Here is a 16,361-nt window from a genome sequence, read left to right as displayed (position 1 = left end):
TGACCGCGACAGGATTCAAACCTGTAACCGGCTGATCCGTAGTCAGCTACTCTATTCAGTTGAGCTACGCGGCCATCATTGGAAATTCTATTTATCATGAAGTGTGATCGCGACAGGATTCAAACCTGTAACCGGCTGATCCGTAGTCAGCTACTCTATTCAGTTGAGCTACGCGACCATTCTTTCACGTGTCATTCTTGAGAGTGTGACCGCGACAGGATTCAAACCTGTAACCGGCTGATCCGTAGTCAGCTACTCTATTCAGTTGAGCTACGCGGCCATCTCTTTTTGTTTGACGGGTGCAAAGGTATATACTTCTTGGATAATATGCAAATTTTGAAGCGATTTTTTTTCTGTTTTTTTATTCTATGAATCGTGTATTGAATATCTGCCAACCCAATGTAAGACCGAAATTCCAATTTTTAGTCGGTGAACTATAATGATTTACGTAAGCACTGATGGAACCGAAGGGTAGTTTCACTACTAAAGAAATTTCCCCCAGATATTCTATTCGGCTGAATAATTTCCCATAATATGCTTGGGACTGGTCGTCACGGAGTATCGGGAAGATTGGCGCAAATCCATACAGTTCTGCCCGCGCATGGAATACTGGCGTAAACTGATAGATGGGCATAATACCCGCTCCGATGAACTGATTGGCGCGAAATGCTTCGTTGTAGGTGATTTTGCTGTGGGCGGTGGGGGAAAATTCTCCTGCTTGCATTAGGGTGGCTGTATAATTATGGCTGAAGTTTCGTGACGAATAATAGGCATGGATGTAGTTGCCTAATATAAATTTAGGCGATAGCGCATAATAACGTTCCATTTTATACGACAATTGTAGCCAGGATTGTTCGTATTTATAGTCTCCATTATAGGGATCTACACTAGAACCTGCCTCGTAGCGTTCGCGGCCAGTATAAATGTTTGCAACAAGACGTTCGCGCCGTCCGGCCGTAGCATACTGGCGGCTATTTAATGTGTTTCCTTCAAGTGCTACCGAGCCGCCAAAAATCATATAATGACTTTTATCATTCAGGTCATTGTTGAAATCAATGACGTTCTTTTGGAAATATTCATCTTGTAAATCACCCAATCCAATGCCGAATTCTACCTTTTGCCTTGTAAGAAAAGGCATTGACACCAATAGTTTCACAAACTTTTCACGTTTCTTGCTGAATACAGGTGAATTGCCTTTTGTAAATAGCTTTTCCTGCTTGAAATAATCGAAAGAAGAAAGCGAACCTATCAGTCTGACAGATGTCGGCAGGTGAGAAGGCAAGTCAATCCGTCCCGATACTTGCAGGTTGTTGTATATCTGTCCCAACTGTGCATCCAGAGATACTTCTTTCGAATAGTTGTTCAAATTTTGATAAGTAGCACCTACATAAATCTGGTTAGAACCGTTTGAGCCTACGTTGCCCCCTGCACGAAGGGTAAGGTCGTCTTCTATTTTCACTTTCAGGTGCAGGTCGAATGTGTGATCAGAGGCATTATATATGGCATGGGGGATGATTTCGGAAATCATGTTATCGGTCATCAGCCGGAAATATCCCTTTCGCAAATCTTCCAGTGTAAACACCTCCTTGTCTGAAGAATGAAACTCTTTGCGGATATAACGTTTTTGCTGTTCATTGGCACCGTCGATTTCTATCCGGCGGAAGCGAAATTCAGGCATCCGGTTTTTATAGGCAATGCGCTCCCGTTCCAACTGGCGATAATTGACGCGGCGTGATATACGCATTTTTATCGAATCCATCAGTTGGATAGTCCGGTTATAACCAATATCATGCAACTCATCAAAACGGTCAAAATCCATCAAGTTGACATCGGTATATTTAAATGTCATTAAAATGCCCAGCGAATCGGGGATGGAATAATCTGTTTTTTGCATAATCATGTTTTCCAATTGTCCCATCAAGTCTCCTTCTTTCGGTTTTCCCGGATTAGAGCTAACCACACTGCCTATCATAATGTCAGGATGGAAGTCATCCATCATGACATTGGTTGGGAAATTGTTATAAATACCTCCATCGTATGCCAATACAGAATCGATTTCGATGGGTTTGAACATGGCGGGGAAACTCATTGAGGCACGCACGGCATCGCCCAAATCTCCTTTGCTGAAAATAATGGGACGTTTGTTATACACATCCGAAGCCACACAGCGAAAGGGAATAAATAATTGATTGAAATCTCCGTGACACGATGCTGTGGCCTGACCGAAGAGTTGAAGGAAGGCTAAATTCATTTGCAGCGGATCAACCACACTGGAAGGCAAAAACTGGGCTTTTACTTTGTGAAGGGGATTTTTGAGTGAAACCCGTACATTAATAAATTCAGGGGTTGGAGGATTTTTCTTGAAATAATATATGTATTTTTCTTCCATTCCTCCCGTATACCAACGTTTGAAATCATCCGATTTCAATAATTTTTCCATGTCATCGGGCGAGTAACCCATGGCATAAAGTGCCCCTATAATAGCTCCCATCGAAGTTCCCGTCACATAATCTATCGGAATATTGTTTTCCTCTAAAGCACGGATGACACCTATATGGGTCAATCCTTTTGCTCCTCCGCCGCTTAAAACTAACCCGATTTTCTGTGACTTCATCGGTAAGATGCATAGAAAAAGGTATATCAGGATTAAATGTATTTTATTCATCGTATAATCTATAGTTGTTTTAGGTTAGCCAAAGATAGATAAAAAAAACTTTAAGCCGAAATAAATCGTCTATTTTTGCAAAATGAAAAAGAATTCAGAATCTTTTCAGAATTCTTCGGTAATTTTGTCGTATCAAAACAAATTCAGTTTATAAAAGCGCAAGAATATGAAAAATAAGTGGAAATTTTATGTGTTGCCTGCTTTAGCTGTTGCAGGTGCATTCGTGTTTCAGAGTTGTGATGATGACGATGATTTGAAAATGTCGGATATTCCTCAAACCGTACAGCAAAACTTCCAAAGCCAATATCCCAATGTACAGTGGGTAGAATGGGAAGCTGAATGGGGAAATTACAAGGCAGATTTCTTTTTCAATGGGACAGTGGCAGAATGGGAACTTGACTTGAATACGCAGGCGGAAGCCTGGTATTCGCAGGAAGGAGAATGGCTTCGTACAGAATTTAATGTGGAAAATTATTACTTCAATCCATCGTCTACTGATGTCATTCCGCAAGCTGTACGTGAAACCATTAGTAATATTGCAGGAGGAAGACAGGTAGAAGATGTTGACCGCGTAGATATGCCAGGCGGTATTAACGGTGACTATTTTGATGTGGAAATTGAAAATGAACCGAATGATATTTACGTGAAAATCGGATTCGATGGCACGCAGTTGCAATAAAAAATGCGCCCTACACATATAAAGATGTATGTGTAGGGCGATTTTTCTTAAAAGAAGAATATCGAATTTGATGGAAACATCTTTAAATCAATTCAACGCTACGTTTCACGAAGTTCGTTAACGCTTCGCCTTTCAGCATTCCGTTTTGCAACAAAGCCAAGTCGATAAGTTGGTGAACAATCTTGTTATCTGTTGCATACCGGTTGATAATGCTGTCTTTTTCTTGTTTCTTTTCGTCCAGTTTCTTGTCGATATCTTTCAATTCATCTTTTTCTGCTGTCGGGATTTCCTCGTCTTTCTTGCCTTCGTGAGCCTTACGTAGTTCTCCTTCACGCAATTTCAATGTGGCGATTTCACCTTCTACAGGAACCAGTTGTTCGGCACAAGCCGATTCTGTGTCATTCAAAACTTGTTTGATGAGTTTATGGTCGCTATTCAGAACCAGATTGAACATATCCGGCATTTCACCGTAAAAGCTCATGCCCGGCTGGATGTTTGCCATTTCTTTCATACGGCGCATGTATTCTGATTGTGTGATGACAATCGGAGCGGCAGTTTCGCCCATGGGTTGAGTCTCTACATGGAACTCGGTTTTTTGCAGTTTGGGCAGTTGTCCGTTGAATACTGTGGCCAATATCTGCCGTTTGTCTTCTGCTAATGCTTCTCCTTTTTGGTCTTCTTTTACAATCAGACGGTCAATCACGTCACTATCTACACGTGTGAAACGACTTTTTTCAAGTTTCTGTTCCAACATGTTGACCATCGGGACATCCAGTTGTCCGTCAAGTAACAATACGCTGTAACCCTTGTTCTTAGCTGTATCGACATACGTATATTGTTCGTCGATATTGTTAGCATATAAGTATATCAGGTTGCCTTCTTTGTCGGTCTGGTTGTCTTTTATCAATGTCTGGTATTCGTCGAATGTGTAGTACTTGCCTTCCGTATCTTTGAAGAGGGCAAACTTGTTTGCCTTTTCATAGAAATCTTCTTGCGTCAGCATACCATAATTGATGAAGATTTTCAAATCGTCCCATTTTTCTTCAAATTCTTTGCGGTCGTTTTTGAAGATAGACTGTAGACGGTCGGCTACTTTCTTTGTGATATACGTAGAAATCTTTTTCACGTTCGAATCGCTTTGCAAGTACGAGCGTGATACGTTTAACGGGATGTCCGGTGAATCGATTACGCCATGCAGTAAGGTCAGGAAGTCAGGAACGATTCCTTCTACAGAGTCGGTTACGTATACTTGGTTGCAATAGAGTTGGATTTTGTTCCGTTGCAACTCGATGTTGCTTTTAATTTTCGGGAAATACAGCACACCGGTCAGGTTAAACGGATAGTCTACGTTCAGATGAATCCAGAATAGTGGCTCGTCTGACATTGGATACAAGTCGCGGTAGAATTTCTTATAATCTTCGTCTTTCAATTCGCTTGGCTTCTTGGTCCAAATAGGACAAGTGTCATTGATGACATTGTCTTCTTCTGTATCTACCTGTTTGCCGTCTTTCCACTCTTTTTTCTTTCCGAAAGCTACCGGAACAGGCAAGAAACGACAGTACTTGGTCAGCAGGTTTTGAATGCGTGATTCCTCGATAAACTCCTTGCAGTCATCATCAATGTGTAAAATAATGTCGGTACCCCGGTCATTCCGTTCGGCATCTTCCAGTGTGAACTCTGGACTTCCATCGCATGTCCACTTTACAGACTGGGCATTTTCTTTATAAGAACGGGTAATGAGTTCTACTTTTTTGGCAACCATAAAGGCTGAATAGAAACCTAACCCGAAATGTCCGATGATGGCATTCGCGTCGTTTTTGTATTTTTCAAGAAAATCGTTGGCTCCCGAAAAAGCAATCTGGTTGATGTATTTGTCGATTTCTTCGGCAGTCAGTCCCAATCCACGGTCGGAAATGGTGATGGTACCTTGCTCCTTATTCACACTGACATGAATGGTCAAGTCACCCAATTCTCCTTTGAAATCGCCTGTAGCAGCTAACGTCTTCAGCTTTTGAGTAGCATCAACAGCATTCGACACCAGTTCACGCAGGAAAATTTCGTGATCGCTGTACAGGAACTTTTTGATGATGGGGAATATGTTCTCTGTTGTAACCCCAATATTACCTTTTTGCATATAATTATAGTTTTAATGATAATCAAAAATCCATTTCAGTACTGACAAAAAAAATGCCAGACGGCATCCGTCTGACATTTTGTCTGTATTCTTGTTTTCTTGCTCTGATGCTTATGGCCGGACAAGCTCGATTTTCAGTGCTTTATTATCAGCCTCTGTGCTTACCCGAATGGTATCCCCCGTCTGCGTTTCTTGGTTTAGCAGTAATTCGGCTATTCCATCTTCCAGATTGTTTTGTATAGAACGCTTCAGCGGACGTGCTCCAAATTGAACGTCATATCCCTTTGATGCTACAAACCGTTTGGCATCGTCGGTGATTTCCAGCTTATATCCAAGGTTTTCCATTCGGCTATACAAACCTTTCAATTCGATGTCGATAATCTTCTGCAAAGCATTCAGGTCTAATTGGTCGAACATAATAATTTCATCTAACCTGTTAATGAATTCGGGGGCGAATGATTTGTTTAAGGCTTTGGTGATAACGCTGCGCGAATATTCTTTGTCATCCTGGTCATTGCGGGTCTGGGCTGCAAAACCAATGCCTTTGCCAAATTCCTTTAACTGCCGTGTGCCGATATTTGAGGTCATGATAAGGACCGTGTTTTTGAAATCAACAGTCCGGCCGTAGCTATCTGTCAGTCTTCCCTCATCCATTACTTGTAGCAGTAAATTGTATACATCAGGATGTGCCTTTTCTATCTCATCAAGCAAAACGATGGAATAGGGTTTACGGCGTACCTTTTCTGTCAGCTGTCCTCCTTCTTCATAACCGACATAGCCCGGAGGGGCTCCAACCAAACGTGATACTGTAAATTTCTCCATATATTCGCTCATGTCAATCCGGATGAGCGCATCAGCCGATCCGAACATTTCTTTTGCCAATTCTTTTGCCAGATGAGTCTTGCCCACGCCGGTCGGTCCTAGGAATAAGAAAGTACCGATTGGCTTGTTGGGGTCTTTCAGTCCCATGCGGCTACGTTGGATGGCTTTCACCAATGTTTCTACAGCTTTGTCTTGCGCAATGACCTTTGAAAGCAATTCATCTTTCATGCCTCTCAGCTTATTGCCTTCGGCATGTGCCATGCGTTGCACGGGGACACCCGACATCATAGAAACGACGTCTGCGATTTGTTTATCATCGACTTTCTCCCGGTTTTCACGTAAACTTTCTTCCCACCGCGCTTTCATTGTTTCCAGTTCTTCGGACAATGATTTTTCACGGTCACGAAAACTTGCAGCCAATTCAAAATCTTGCATTCGCACTGCTTCGGTTTTGTGCATCCGTGCTTCATCTATCATCTTCTCCTGATTCTCGATTTCTTTTGGTACCGTAATGTTGGTCAGATGTACACGCGATCCTGCTTCATCCAAGGCATCGATAGCCTTGTCCGGGAAGTTTCGGTCGGTAATGTAACGCTCTGTCAGTTTGACGCAGGCTTCCAATGCGGCTTCTGTATATGTTACGTTGTGATGTTCTTCGTATTTATCCTTAATATTACGCAGAATCTGAAGCGTCTCTTCAGGAGTGGTAGGCTCTACCAGCACTTTTTGGAAACGACGTTCTAAAGCACCGTCTTTTTCAATATTCTGCCGGTATTCATCCAGTGTCGTAGCTCCAATGCATTGAATCTCACCACGTGCCAACGCGGGTTTTAGCATATTGGCTGCATCCATTGATCCGGCTGCCGAACCGGCTCCCACGATGTTGTGTATTTCGTCTATAAACAAAATTACATTTGTGTTTTTTTTCAGTTCATTCAAAATAGCACGGATGCGTTCCTCGAATTGTCCGCGGTATTTGGTGCCTGCCACAATGGCAGTCATGTCAAGAGCCACGACCCGTTTCCCAAACAAGATGCGCGACACTTTTTTTTCTATGATGCGCAGGGCAAGCCCTTCTACAATGGCTGATTTGCCTACACCTGGTTCGCCTATTAAAATCGGATTGTTTTTCTTGCGTCTGCTCAGAATCTGTGCCAGCCGTTCGATTTCTTTTTCACGTCCAACGACGGGGTCCAGCTTTCCTTCTGCGGCCAGTTGAGTCATATCTGTGCCAAAAGAGTCCAGAACCGGTGTGTTATTGTCCGGTTTTTGCTGTCTGGTTTGTGTTGTCTTTTGAGAATCAGAAGGGTAAGATGCGCGTCCGCTATTAGAACTTTGGTGCCGGATGTTTTCATCTTCTTCGTCTTCTTCTTCTCCGAAGTCCAATCCGCTTTGCGGTTCAGTCTTTGGTACTAGTTTGTCTAGTATTTTCTGGTAAGTTACTTCGTTTTCTTCCAATGTCTGAGATGCTTTATTGTGGTCTTCTTTCATAATTGCCAGCAACATGTGTTCGGTATCGGCAATTTGGGATTTTAAAAAACGGGCTTCCAGTATGCTCATCTTTAATATCTTAGATGCCTGATTGTTGAACGTGATATTATCAGAGTAAGTATCTGACATATCCGAGTACATGCGCAATTCTTCTTCCAGTGTTTCTTTTACTTTCTGAAGGTTGACATATAAGCTTTCCAAGATGTGTACAGCTTTCCCTTCCCCTTCCCTTATCAGTCCTAGAAGCAGATGCTCGGGGGCGATGCAGGTATTTCTCAGTCTGTTGGCCTCTTCTTTGCTGTATTGGATAACGTCAGAAACCCGTTGTGTAAATTGGTTATTCATAAAGTCTCTTTTCCTCCCTTTCGGAATAGTTGTTAGTATATCATGTCTTTGCAAAGATAACATTATATTTATATATAATCTTGCTTTTCCTTGTTTATTTTACAAAATCTGTGCCACACTTGTGCTTATGCCTTGCAATTATGCAAGCACATACTTTCTTTGGCCATCTAATATATATTCTTCCGCTTGTGAAGCTATTTTCGTGGCCGGACGGATATATCTTCGTGACAGACGTGTCAGATGATGAGTGCCGATGACGTTTTTTTGTGCCATCCATTGCTTGTATAAGCGGTTTGTTTTCAATGCATTTTCTAAAACTTGACGATTTTGTTTTGCCAATTCAACAAAAAGTCGTAATTTAGCGTGATTTTTAACGGATGAAAAAGTAATATTAATTTTTAATTTGTTTCAATGCAAGAACAAGACAGAATCATAAAAATCAACATTGAGGAGGAAATGAAAAAGTCGTATATCGATTACTCTATGTCGGTAATCGTAGCGCGTGCCCTCCCTGATGTGAGAGATGGATTTAAGCCTGTTCATCGCCGTATCCTTTATGGAATGATGGAATTGGGCAATACATCAGACAAACCTTATAAAAAAGCTGCCAGAATCGTAGGTGAGGTGTTGGGTAAGTATCACCCACATGGCGATTCTTCCGTTTATGGTGCATTGGTGCGCATGGCTCAAGACTGGGCCATGCGTTATCCGCTGGTAGACGGACAGGGAAATTTCGGCTCTGTTGATGGTGATAGTCCTGCAGCCATGCGTTATACTGAAGCCCGCCTGAAAAAAATAGGGGAGGAGATGATGCAGGATTTGTATAAAGAAACTGTTGATTTCACCAATAACTTTGACGATACGTTACAAGAGCCTACCGTTATGCCTACACGTATTCCCAATTTGCTCGTAAATGGTGCATCGGGTATTGCCGTAGGTATGGCAACGAATATGCCGACTCATAACCTGTCGGAAGTGATCGATGCCTGTGTGGCATACATCGATGACAATGATATTGATGTCGACGGTCTGATGAAATACATTAAAGGGCCTGATTTCCCGACAGGAGGATATATATATGGTATAAGCGGTGTCCGTGAAGCGTATGAAACAGGTCGTGGACGGATTGTGATGCGTGCCAAGGCGGAAATAGAGTCACATCCGACGCACGATAAAATCGTTGTCAGAGAAATTCCGTACAATGTAAACAAGAAAGAGTTAATCGAAAAGATAGCCTCGCTGGTCAACGAGAAGAAACTGGACGGCATTTCTTATATTAATGATGAAACCGATCGCGAAGGAATGCGTATCGTGATTGATGTAAAACGTGATGCCAATGCAAATGTCGTTTTAAACAAATTGTTTAAAATGACCGATTTGCAAAGTTCGTTTAATGTAAACAACATTGCATTGGTACATGGCCGTCCCCGTTTGTTAAGTTTGAAGGATTTGATTCGTCTGTTTGTGGAGCATCGTCACGAAGTTGTCATCCGTCGGACCAGATTCGATTTGCGTAAAGCAAAAGAACGTGCGCATATCCTGGAAGGTCTTATCATCGCTTCCGATAATATAGATGAGGTGATTCGTATCATTCGTGCTGCTAAAACTCCCAATGAAGCTATAACCAATCTGATGGACCGTTTCCAGTTGAGTGAAGTGCAAGCACGTGCCATTGTGGAAATGCGTCTTCGTCAATTGACCGGATTGCTTCAGGAACAGCTGCACGCCGAATATGAAGAACTGATGAAGCAGATCGCTTATTTCGAGGAAATCCTGTCGAATGATGAGTTATGCAAGAAAGTCATCAAGGACGAACTGATTGAGGTGAAAGAAAAATATGGGGATAAGCGCCGTTCGGAAATTGTCTATTCGTCTGAAGAATTCAATCCGGAAGATTTTTATGCCGATGATGAAGTGGTAATTACAATTTCACACATGGGATATATCAAACGTACACCGCTCGCCGACTTCCGCACGCAACATCGTGGAGGAGTAGGAGCAAAAGGAAGCGAGACACGTGATGAAGACTTTATCGAACATATTTATCCGGCCACGATGCACAATACTTTGTTGTTCTTTACTCAAAAAGGAAAGTGCTATTGGCTGAAGGCATACGAAATTCCCGAAGGCAACAAAACTTCAAAAGGGCGTGCTATTCAGAATTTGTTGAATATTGATTCGGATGATACGGTTACCGCATATTTGCGTGTGAAAAATTTAAACGACACCGAATTTGTCAACAGTCATTACGTATTGTTCTGCACCAAGAAGGGAGTCATCAAGAAAACATTGCTCGAACAATATTCGCGTCCGCGGCAAAACGGTGTGAATGCTATCACCATCCGTGAAGACGACCGCGTTATCGAAGTGCGTATGACCAACGGAAGCAATGAAGTCGTCATAGCCAACCGTAACGGACGTGCCATCCGGTTTAATGAAACAGCTGTACGTGAGATGGGACGTACTGCTACAGGCGTGAGAGGCATTACCCTTGACGAGGACGGACAAGATGAAGTAGCAGGAATGATTTGTATCAAAGACCCGCAGAAAGAAACGATAATGGTCATTTCTGAGCATGGATATGGCAAGCGTTCCGACATTGAAGATTATCGTAAGACCAATCGTGGCGGAAAAGGTGTAAAGACTTTGAATATTACCGAAAAAACCGGTAAATTAGTGGCCATAAAATCTGTGACTGATGAAAATGACTTGATGATTATCAATAAGTCAGGTATTACGATTCGGTTGAGAGTGGCAGATGTACGAATCATGGGCCGTGCTACACAAGGAGTCCGTTTAATCGATTTAGGTAAACGTAATGACAGCATCGGTTCGGTTTGCAAGGTCAATTCAGAAGCTGATTCTGCCGCTGACGCAGAAGAGGCGTTGAACGAGCCACTGGATAATGAAGAGGGAAATGCTTCTTCAAGCGATAACCCGACAGAATAACTAAAGAACACGTAAATAAACAATAGTTTGTATTATCTAAATTTTTAAAATTATGAAAAAAGTTTTATTGACTACCGCTCTCTTCTTCACCGTATGTGCTGTGTCGGCACAAGAAAGTGTTGTGAAAGAAGCAAAATCAGCAAAAAGCGATCCTGTTAAGGCGGCTCAAATTATTGAACCTGCTTTGGTTGATCCTTCTACTGCCAATGATCCTGAAACGTGGAAACTGGCTGGTGATTTCCAAAAAGCCATCTATGATGATGAGAACATGAAGCTGTATCTTCCCGGCGGACAGGCAGATACTGCCAAATTGTATAACAGTCTGGCGAAAATGTTTGAATATTACACCAAGTGCGATGAGGTAGAACAGGCTAAAGTGCAAAGTGGTGAATTGAAAAAACCGAAACTGAGAAAAAAACTTGCCAAAACATTGGCAGCCGTACGCCCGAATCTGACAAATGGTGGTTCTGAGGCTTACAATAGCGGAAACTATGCAGATGCACTGAAGTATTTTGGTCTGTATGTAGACGCTTCGCAAAATCCGATGTTTGCTGAAGAAGAAGCAGTGAAGAACGACACGTTGAACCCGTTAATCGCCTGCTACGCAGCATTGGCGGCCAATTCATTGGATGACAAAGCTGCTGTTATCAAATATGCTACTATCGGTAAGACGCATAAGGAAGAAGGCTATCGCGCGTTGATGTGTTTAGCCGAAGCTTATGGAAAAGGTGAACAGACAGATTCGGTAAAATGGCTGGAAGTTATTAAAGAAGGATCTGAAAAATTCCCGACTCAGGAATATTTTATCGGTAACTTAATGGACTATTATATCCAAAAAGGGCAAGTTGATACAGCGCTGAGTGAAATTGATGCTATTCTGGCAAAAAATGAAACTCCGTACTTTTTGTATGTAAAAGGTGTCCTGCAATATGAAAAGAAGGATTATGATAATGCCATCGCAACCTTTAATTCACTTATTGCTAAAAATGATGGTTTTGTAGGGGAAGCATATTCACAGATTGGTAATTGTTATTTTTTCCCGGCTCAAGAGTTGGTAGAAGAAAATAGTAAAATATCAATGGATGATCCCCAATATGCCGCAAACGAGGCAAAAATTAAGGAATTGTATGAAAAGGCTGTTCCTAATTACGAAAAGGCAAAAGAACTGAAACCGGACAACAAACAACTTTGGGGACAATTTTTGTTAAATATCTATTGGAAACTGAACAAGGCTGAATACGATGCTTTGGAAAAAGAGTTAGCTCAATAATTACACAACAACATATAGGCAATCGGGTAGGAAGAAAACGAAGTCGTTTTCTTCCTACTTTCATATTCTAGACTTTCATTGTTTATTATATTCCGATTCTTTTACTTTGTTAGAAGCTGTTTAAATTTATCGTGTGCTGATTCTATTAAAAAAATGTCACCCAAAATGCCCATTCCCATGGGAAATGAGCATCTTGGGTGATAAAATGAAAGTTGACTTTTGTTTTGGCGCACCTTTCGTTAGTGTATATTTCTCTCTTTTACGTTCGGGGTATAAGTGGATTATTTGCGTTTGGCATGTATCCATGTCAGTTTATGCCAAATGGTCTCTAGAGGTCCTCGTTTGAAGTGTCGGAACCACCAGTGTGCAAAGAGTAGCTGGAGTAAGAAAAACACAATACCGATGAGCAGACTGTATGTGGTTCCACAATAACGGTGTAGCCCCAGTCCGTAGCCGTAATAAAGAAAACTTCCGATGAGAGATTGTGAGATATAGTCGGTCAAACTCATTTTGCCGTAGGGTACAAGCAGTTGTTGTACTTTTCCTTTGTTTGTCCAGTACAGGAGTAGGAATGCACTGACCATCACCAACATGCATGCCAAGTTATACCACGAATTCCAGATGGTTTCCATTGATGCTTTCATGAAGGGGTTCGCTATTTGGGAATAGATGAAGTCTTTTAGGTAGTAAAGTACTACCGCACTAGGTAGTGCCGCAATGCCGACCCGTAGCCAAAAATGCATCACCTTTCCGTGTGTTTCGTCAGTAAGCCTGAACAGTCCTTTCCTTCCCAGCAGCATACCTGCCATGAAAAGCGATGCTGTCTGAAACACGCGTCCGTAGCACCATGCCCAGTTCAGGCTGGCAAGTTGTCCAGTTACTAAATTTGCCTTTATCAGTTCCCAAAGTGATGACTCTTTCATTTGCGGATAAACTTCGGTCAGCGAGTAAATCATCTGTTGGGGGTTGGCATCAGGGAAGAAGCATGCATAGATAACTTTGCACCACTCCAGAGGTTGTAACATCAGGATACATGCTATCCATGCCACAGTCTTGTCGGAGAGGTGGCGTACTGGAACCAATACAAATCCAAGCAAGGCATAAAGCACCAGTATTTCACCGGGAAAGAAAGATGCGTTGATAAATCCGAAGCCAAGCAGTAGCAGTAGTCTCCACATATAGCGGTTTCGGAAGTCTTGCCCACGCTTTTCACAGTTGTGGCTCTGCAAGTAGAAAGTGAAGCCGAACAGCAGGGCAAAAATAGCATAGGCTTTTCCGGAAAAAAGAAAGAACAGCATGTCCCATAAATGCTTGTCGAGGCTGGCAAGCAGAGGAGAGGTTGCTTCCGGAAATGAATAATAATTGAAATGCTCGATGTTGTGCAGCAGGATGATTCCCATGACGGCAAATCCGCGCAGAGCGTCAATGGCCAAGATTCGTTCGTTGGAACGCAGAAGTTCGTTTCCCATATTATCAGTGTTTGGATGATTTTAGTAAATTAGATTAATATGGGTGCAAACTTACAAAAAACTTGTGAGATTACTCCAGAAAACATGCGCATTTATGTCATGTAAACAGGGAAAAACACAACGTTTTGAAAAGATTCTTCTGAGGTATCTTCCTGGGAAAGTTTGCTGGAAGATTTAGCGATTCTTAAGGGAGGAACGTTGCGCTTCTGGTATATTTCGCTTATTTTTGTATGAACATTCTAATTTTAGAGAAACTATGAAACGAAACAATTGTTTATGGAGAGCGAGTTCCCTGGTGTGCTTGGTAGGGTTACTGGTGTCATGCGGCGATTTGCCCCAGATGGAAGGAACGTGGGTGGAACCTGTCCCTGGGATGGAAAACAGCGTACAGGGCTTCAAATTGGAAGAGGGTGGTAAGGCTTCTTCCGTTAATATGGCCACTTTACAGTATGAGTCGTGGAAACAGGAAGGTGATAAGCTTATTCTTTCGGGAAAGAGTATCGGCAACGGTGTTACCATACCTTTTTCGGACACGCTTGAAATAGCTGGGCTGACACAAGACAGCCTGTTCTTGAAACGGGGGACACTTGTCTTGAGGTATGTCCGAAACGATGGGCAAGGGGACAGAAGCGTACCTATGGCAGAACTTACGCCGGCGAAGAAAACCAGTTTCCGTACTACGGGTGTTTTGGTGTTCGCCCATGAGAGACGGGCGTTTACACCGGACGGCGACACGGTTTCCTATTGGGTGATTGATAAGACCGACGAATTGCTGGAAGCGTATGATAAACTGACGGGAGGTGTCAAGAACGGGAAGCCGGTATATGCTGAGCTGGAAGTGATTGACGCGGGAAAATCGGACGAAGGCTTTGCCGCTTCCTATCCCAGTGTTTATCAGGTGGTGAAGATTGACAGCATGTCGCTGGAGGCACGGTGATGTGGCAGTGGCATCTGTAGCAGGTGGTCGGCATGCCTTCAGGCTTCGGGCATTTTGCAAAGACGTCTTCCGGAGTCAGACAGCTGTGCTGACTGCCTGTTGGAGAGTAAAAGCCTTATAGTCTAGAATGTCACAGGCTGTTAGGTAATTTGAAGAATAATTTGTACATTTGTGCTTGTGGAAATTATAGCGGCAGCGGCATTCGCCTGTCAGGCTCTTGCTGAAAAATAAATATTAATCTTAAAAATAACATTCAATGTCAACCTTAACTGTTACAATCATAATTGTATTTGTGATTGGATACTTATGTATCGCTTTGGAAACACTGACCAAAGTCAACAAGGCAGCTGTAGCCTTGCTGATGTTGGTTGTTTGTTGGACACTTTATATGTTCGATCCGGGCAATTTCCCGGCAGGTATCTTGCCCGATGCCGTGGCTGCAGCAGCAGGCTCGGTTATTGAAGGACATTTGGGAAGTACCGCCACTACCTTGTTCTTTCTGATGGGGGCAATGACCATCGTGGAGACCGTTGACCAGTATGGCGGCTTTAATTTTGTGCGCGACATGCTGAAGACAAAGAGCAAACGGGCGTTGTTGTGGCGCATTACCATTATGACTTTTTTCCTTTCGGCTATTCTGGATAATATGACTACTGCCATCGTGATGGTGATGATTCTCCGCAAGCTTATTGACGACCGCAGGGATCGTCTGATTTATGCTTCGCTCATTATCATTGCAGCCAATTCGGGTGGAGCCTTTTCGCCCATTGGCGATGTGACTACCATTATGCTTTGGAACAAAAGTCTGATTACAGCGGCAGGGGTCATTAAGGAATTGTTTGTCCCTTCGCTTGTCTCGATAGTCGTTCCAGCATACATCCTTTCATTTTCGCTTAAAGGGAACGTGTCGGCAGATACTGATGCAGGCACGGTTTCCATGGGCAGTGGACTGACCGGGTTTCAGCGTAAAGCGGTATTTTGGACGGGGGTAGGTGGACTGGTTTTTGTACCTATTTTCAAGTCGATTACTCATTTACCTCCTTTCGTAGGCATTCTGTTGGTGCTCGGTGCGTTGTGGGTGGTGACCGAATTGTTTTACCGCAGTCATCCGGAGCATGACGAGAATATACAGAAACGTGTGTCGAACATTATCTCGCGTATCGACATGAGCACCATTCTCTTTTTCCTGGGCATTTTGATGGCGGTAGCATGTCTGCAGGAAATCGGTGTGCTGTCCATTGTGGGACAGGGATTGAATGAAACTTTTGATGGCAACCATTATCTCATCACCGGCATCATCGGTGTACTTTCCAGCATCGTTGATAATGTACCCCTTGTGGCAGGCTGTATGGGGATGTATCCGATGGCCGATGCTGGCGATATGGCGCAGGATGGTATTTTCTGGCAGCTTCTGGCATACTGTGCGGGCGTGGGTGGCTCGATGCTCATCATTGGTTCGGCTGCAGGAGTAGTGGTGATGGGACTGGAGAAAATCACTTTCGGTTGGTACATGAAGCGTATCACATGGATTGCTTTCATTGGTTACGTGGCAGGTATTCTGGTATATTGGATAGAGAAGGCTGTGCTCGGGCTTTGATAC

The 16,361-nt window shown here is 43.0% G+C and carries 9 protein-coding genes and 3 tRNA genes; 5 read left to right on the top strand and 7 right to left on the bottom strand.

Annotation, left to right across the window (positions count from 1 at the left end):
- From H9625_RS10865 to H9625_RS10850, 4 genes are all read right to left on the bottom strand, one after another.
- Positions 1–74, bottom strand: a tRNA-Arg gene (locus H9625_RS10865).
- Between the two features lie 30 nt (positions 75–104).
- Positions 105–178: transfer RNA gene (locus H9625_RS10860), tRNA-Arg, on the bottom strand.
- A 28-nt stretch (positions 179–206) separates the two neighbouring features.
- Positions 207–280, bottom strand: a tRNA-Arg gene (locus tag H9625_RS10855).
- 81 nt (positions 281–361) lie between these two features.
- Positions 362–2,614 (bottom strand): patatin-like phospholipase family protein, encoded by a 2,253-nt coding sequence (locus tag H9625_RS10850; protein WP_394354936.1) that lies wholly within the window; start codon positions 2,612–2,614, stop codon positions 362–364.
- Between the two features lie 217 nt (positions 2,615–2,831).
- Here H9625_RS10850 and H9625_RS10845 point away from each other — a divergent pair, with 217 nt between their 5' ends.
- Entirely contained in the window at positions 2,832–3,344 is a 513-nt protein-coding gene (locus tag H9625_RS10845; protein WP_087248031.1) for a PepSY-like domain-containing protein, read from the top strand.
- An 82-nt stretch (positions 3,345–3,426) separates the two neighbouring features.
- Here the strand turns inward: H9625_RS10845 and htpG are convergent, their stop codons facing one another.
- Both htpG and H9625_RS10835 read right to left on the bottom strand, forming a co-directional pair.
- On the bottom strand, positions 3,427–5,478 hold the full coding sequence (gene htpG / locus H9625_RS10840) for a molecular chaperone HtpG (RefSeq protein WP_087208844.1): 2,052 nt from the start codon (positions 5,476–5,478) through the stop codon (positions 3,427–3,429).
- A gap of 111 nt (positions 5,479–5,589) precedes the next feature.
- Entirely contained in the window at positions 5,590–8,136 is a 2,547-nt protein-coding gene (locus H9625_RS10835) for an ATP-dependent Clp protease ATP-binding subunit (RefSeq protein ID WP_087208845.1), read from the bottom strand.
- Positions 8,137–8,547: 411 nt separating this feature from the next.
- Between H9625_RS10835 and gyrA the strand changes: the two genes are divergently transcribed.
- Both gyrA and H9625_RS10825 read left to right on the top strand, forming a co-directional pair.
- Entirely contained in the window at positions 8,548–11,085 is a 2,538-nt protein-coding gene (gyrA, locus tag H9625_RS10830; RefSeq protein WP_022039974.1) for a DNA gyrase subunit A, read from the top strand.
- A 52-nt stretch (positions 11,086–11,137) separates the two neighbouring features.
- Positions 11,138–12,355, top strand: a complete 1,218-nt coding sequence (locus tag H9625_RS10825; protein ID WP_087406359.1) for a tetratricopeptide repeat protein — start codon at positions 11,138–11,140, stop codon at positions 12,353–12,355.
- Between the two features lie 281 nt (positions 12,356–12,636).
- Here the strand turns inward: H9625_RS10825 and H9625_RS10820 are convergent, their stop codons facing one another.
- On the bottom strand, positions 12,637–13,824 hold the full coding sequence (locus H9625_RS10820) for a DUF418 domain-containing protein (RefSeq protein ID WP_022039976.1): 1,188 nt from the start codon (positions 13,822–13,824) through the stop codon (positions 12,637–12,639).
- A 256-nt stretch (positions 13,825–14,080) separates the two neighbouring features.
- On the opposite strand from H9625_RS10820, the gene H9625_RS10815 reads away from it, so the two are divergent.
- The gene (locus H9625_RS10815; RefSeq protein WP_191764322.1) at positions 14,081–14,761 is read left to right on the top strand and encodes a lipocalin-like domain-containing protein; all 681 of its coding nucleotides are present in this window, start codon (positions 14,081–14,083) and stop codon (positions 14,759–14,761) included.
- 256 nt (positions 14,762–15,017) lie between these two features.
- A complete protein-coding gene (gene nhaD, locus H9625_RS10810) occupies positions 15,018–16,358 on the top strand; it encodes a sodium:proton antiporter NhaD (protein ID WP_191764320.1) in 1,341 nt (446 codons plus the stop codon).
- Positions 16,359–16,361: the final 3 nt, after the last annotated feature.

The sequence above is a fragment of the Phocaeicola intestinalis genome (genome assembly GCF_014837065.1).
GTDB lineage: Bacteria > Bacteroidota > Bacteroidia > Bacteroidales > Bacteroidaceae > Phocaeicola > Phocaeicola intestinalis.
This window is presented reverse-complemented; position numbering and strand designations above follow the sequence as displayed.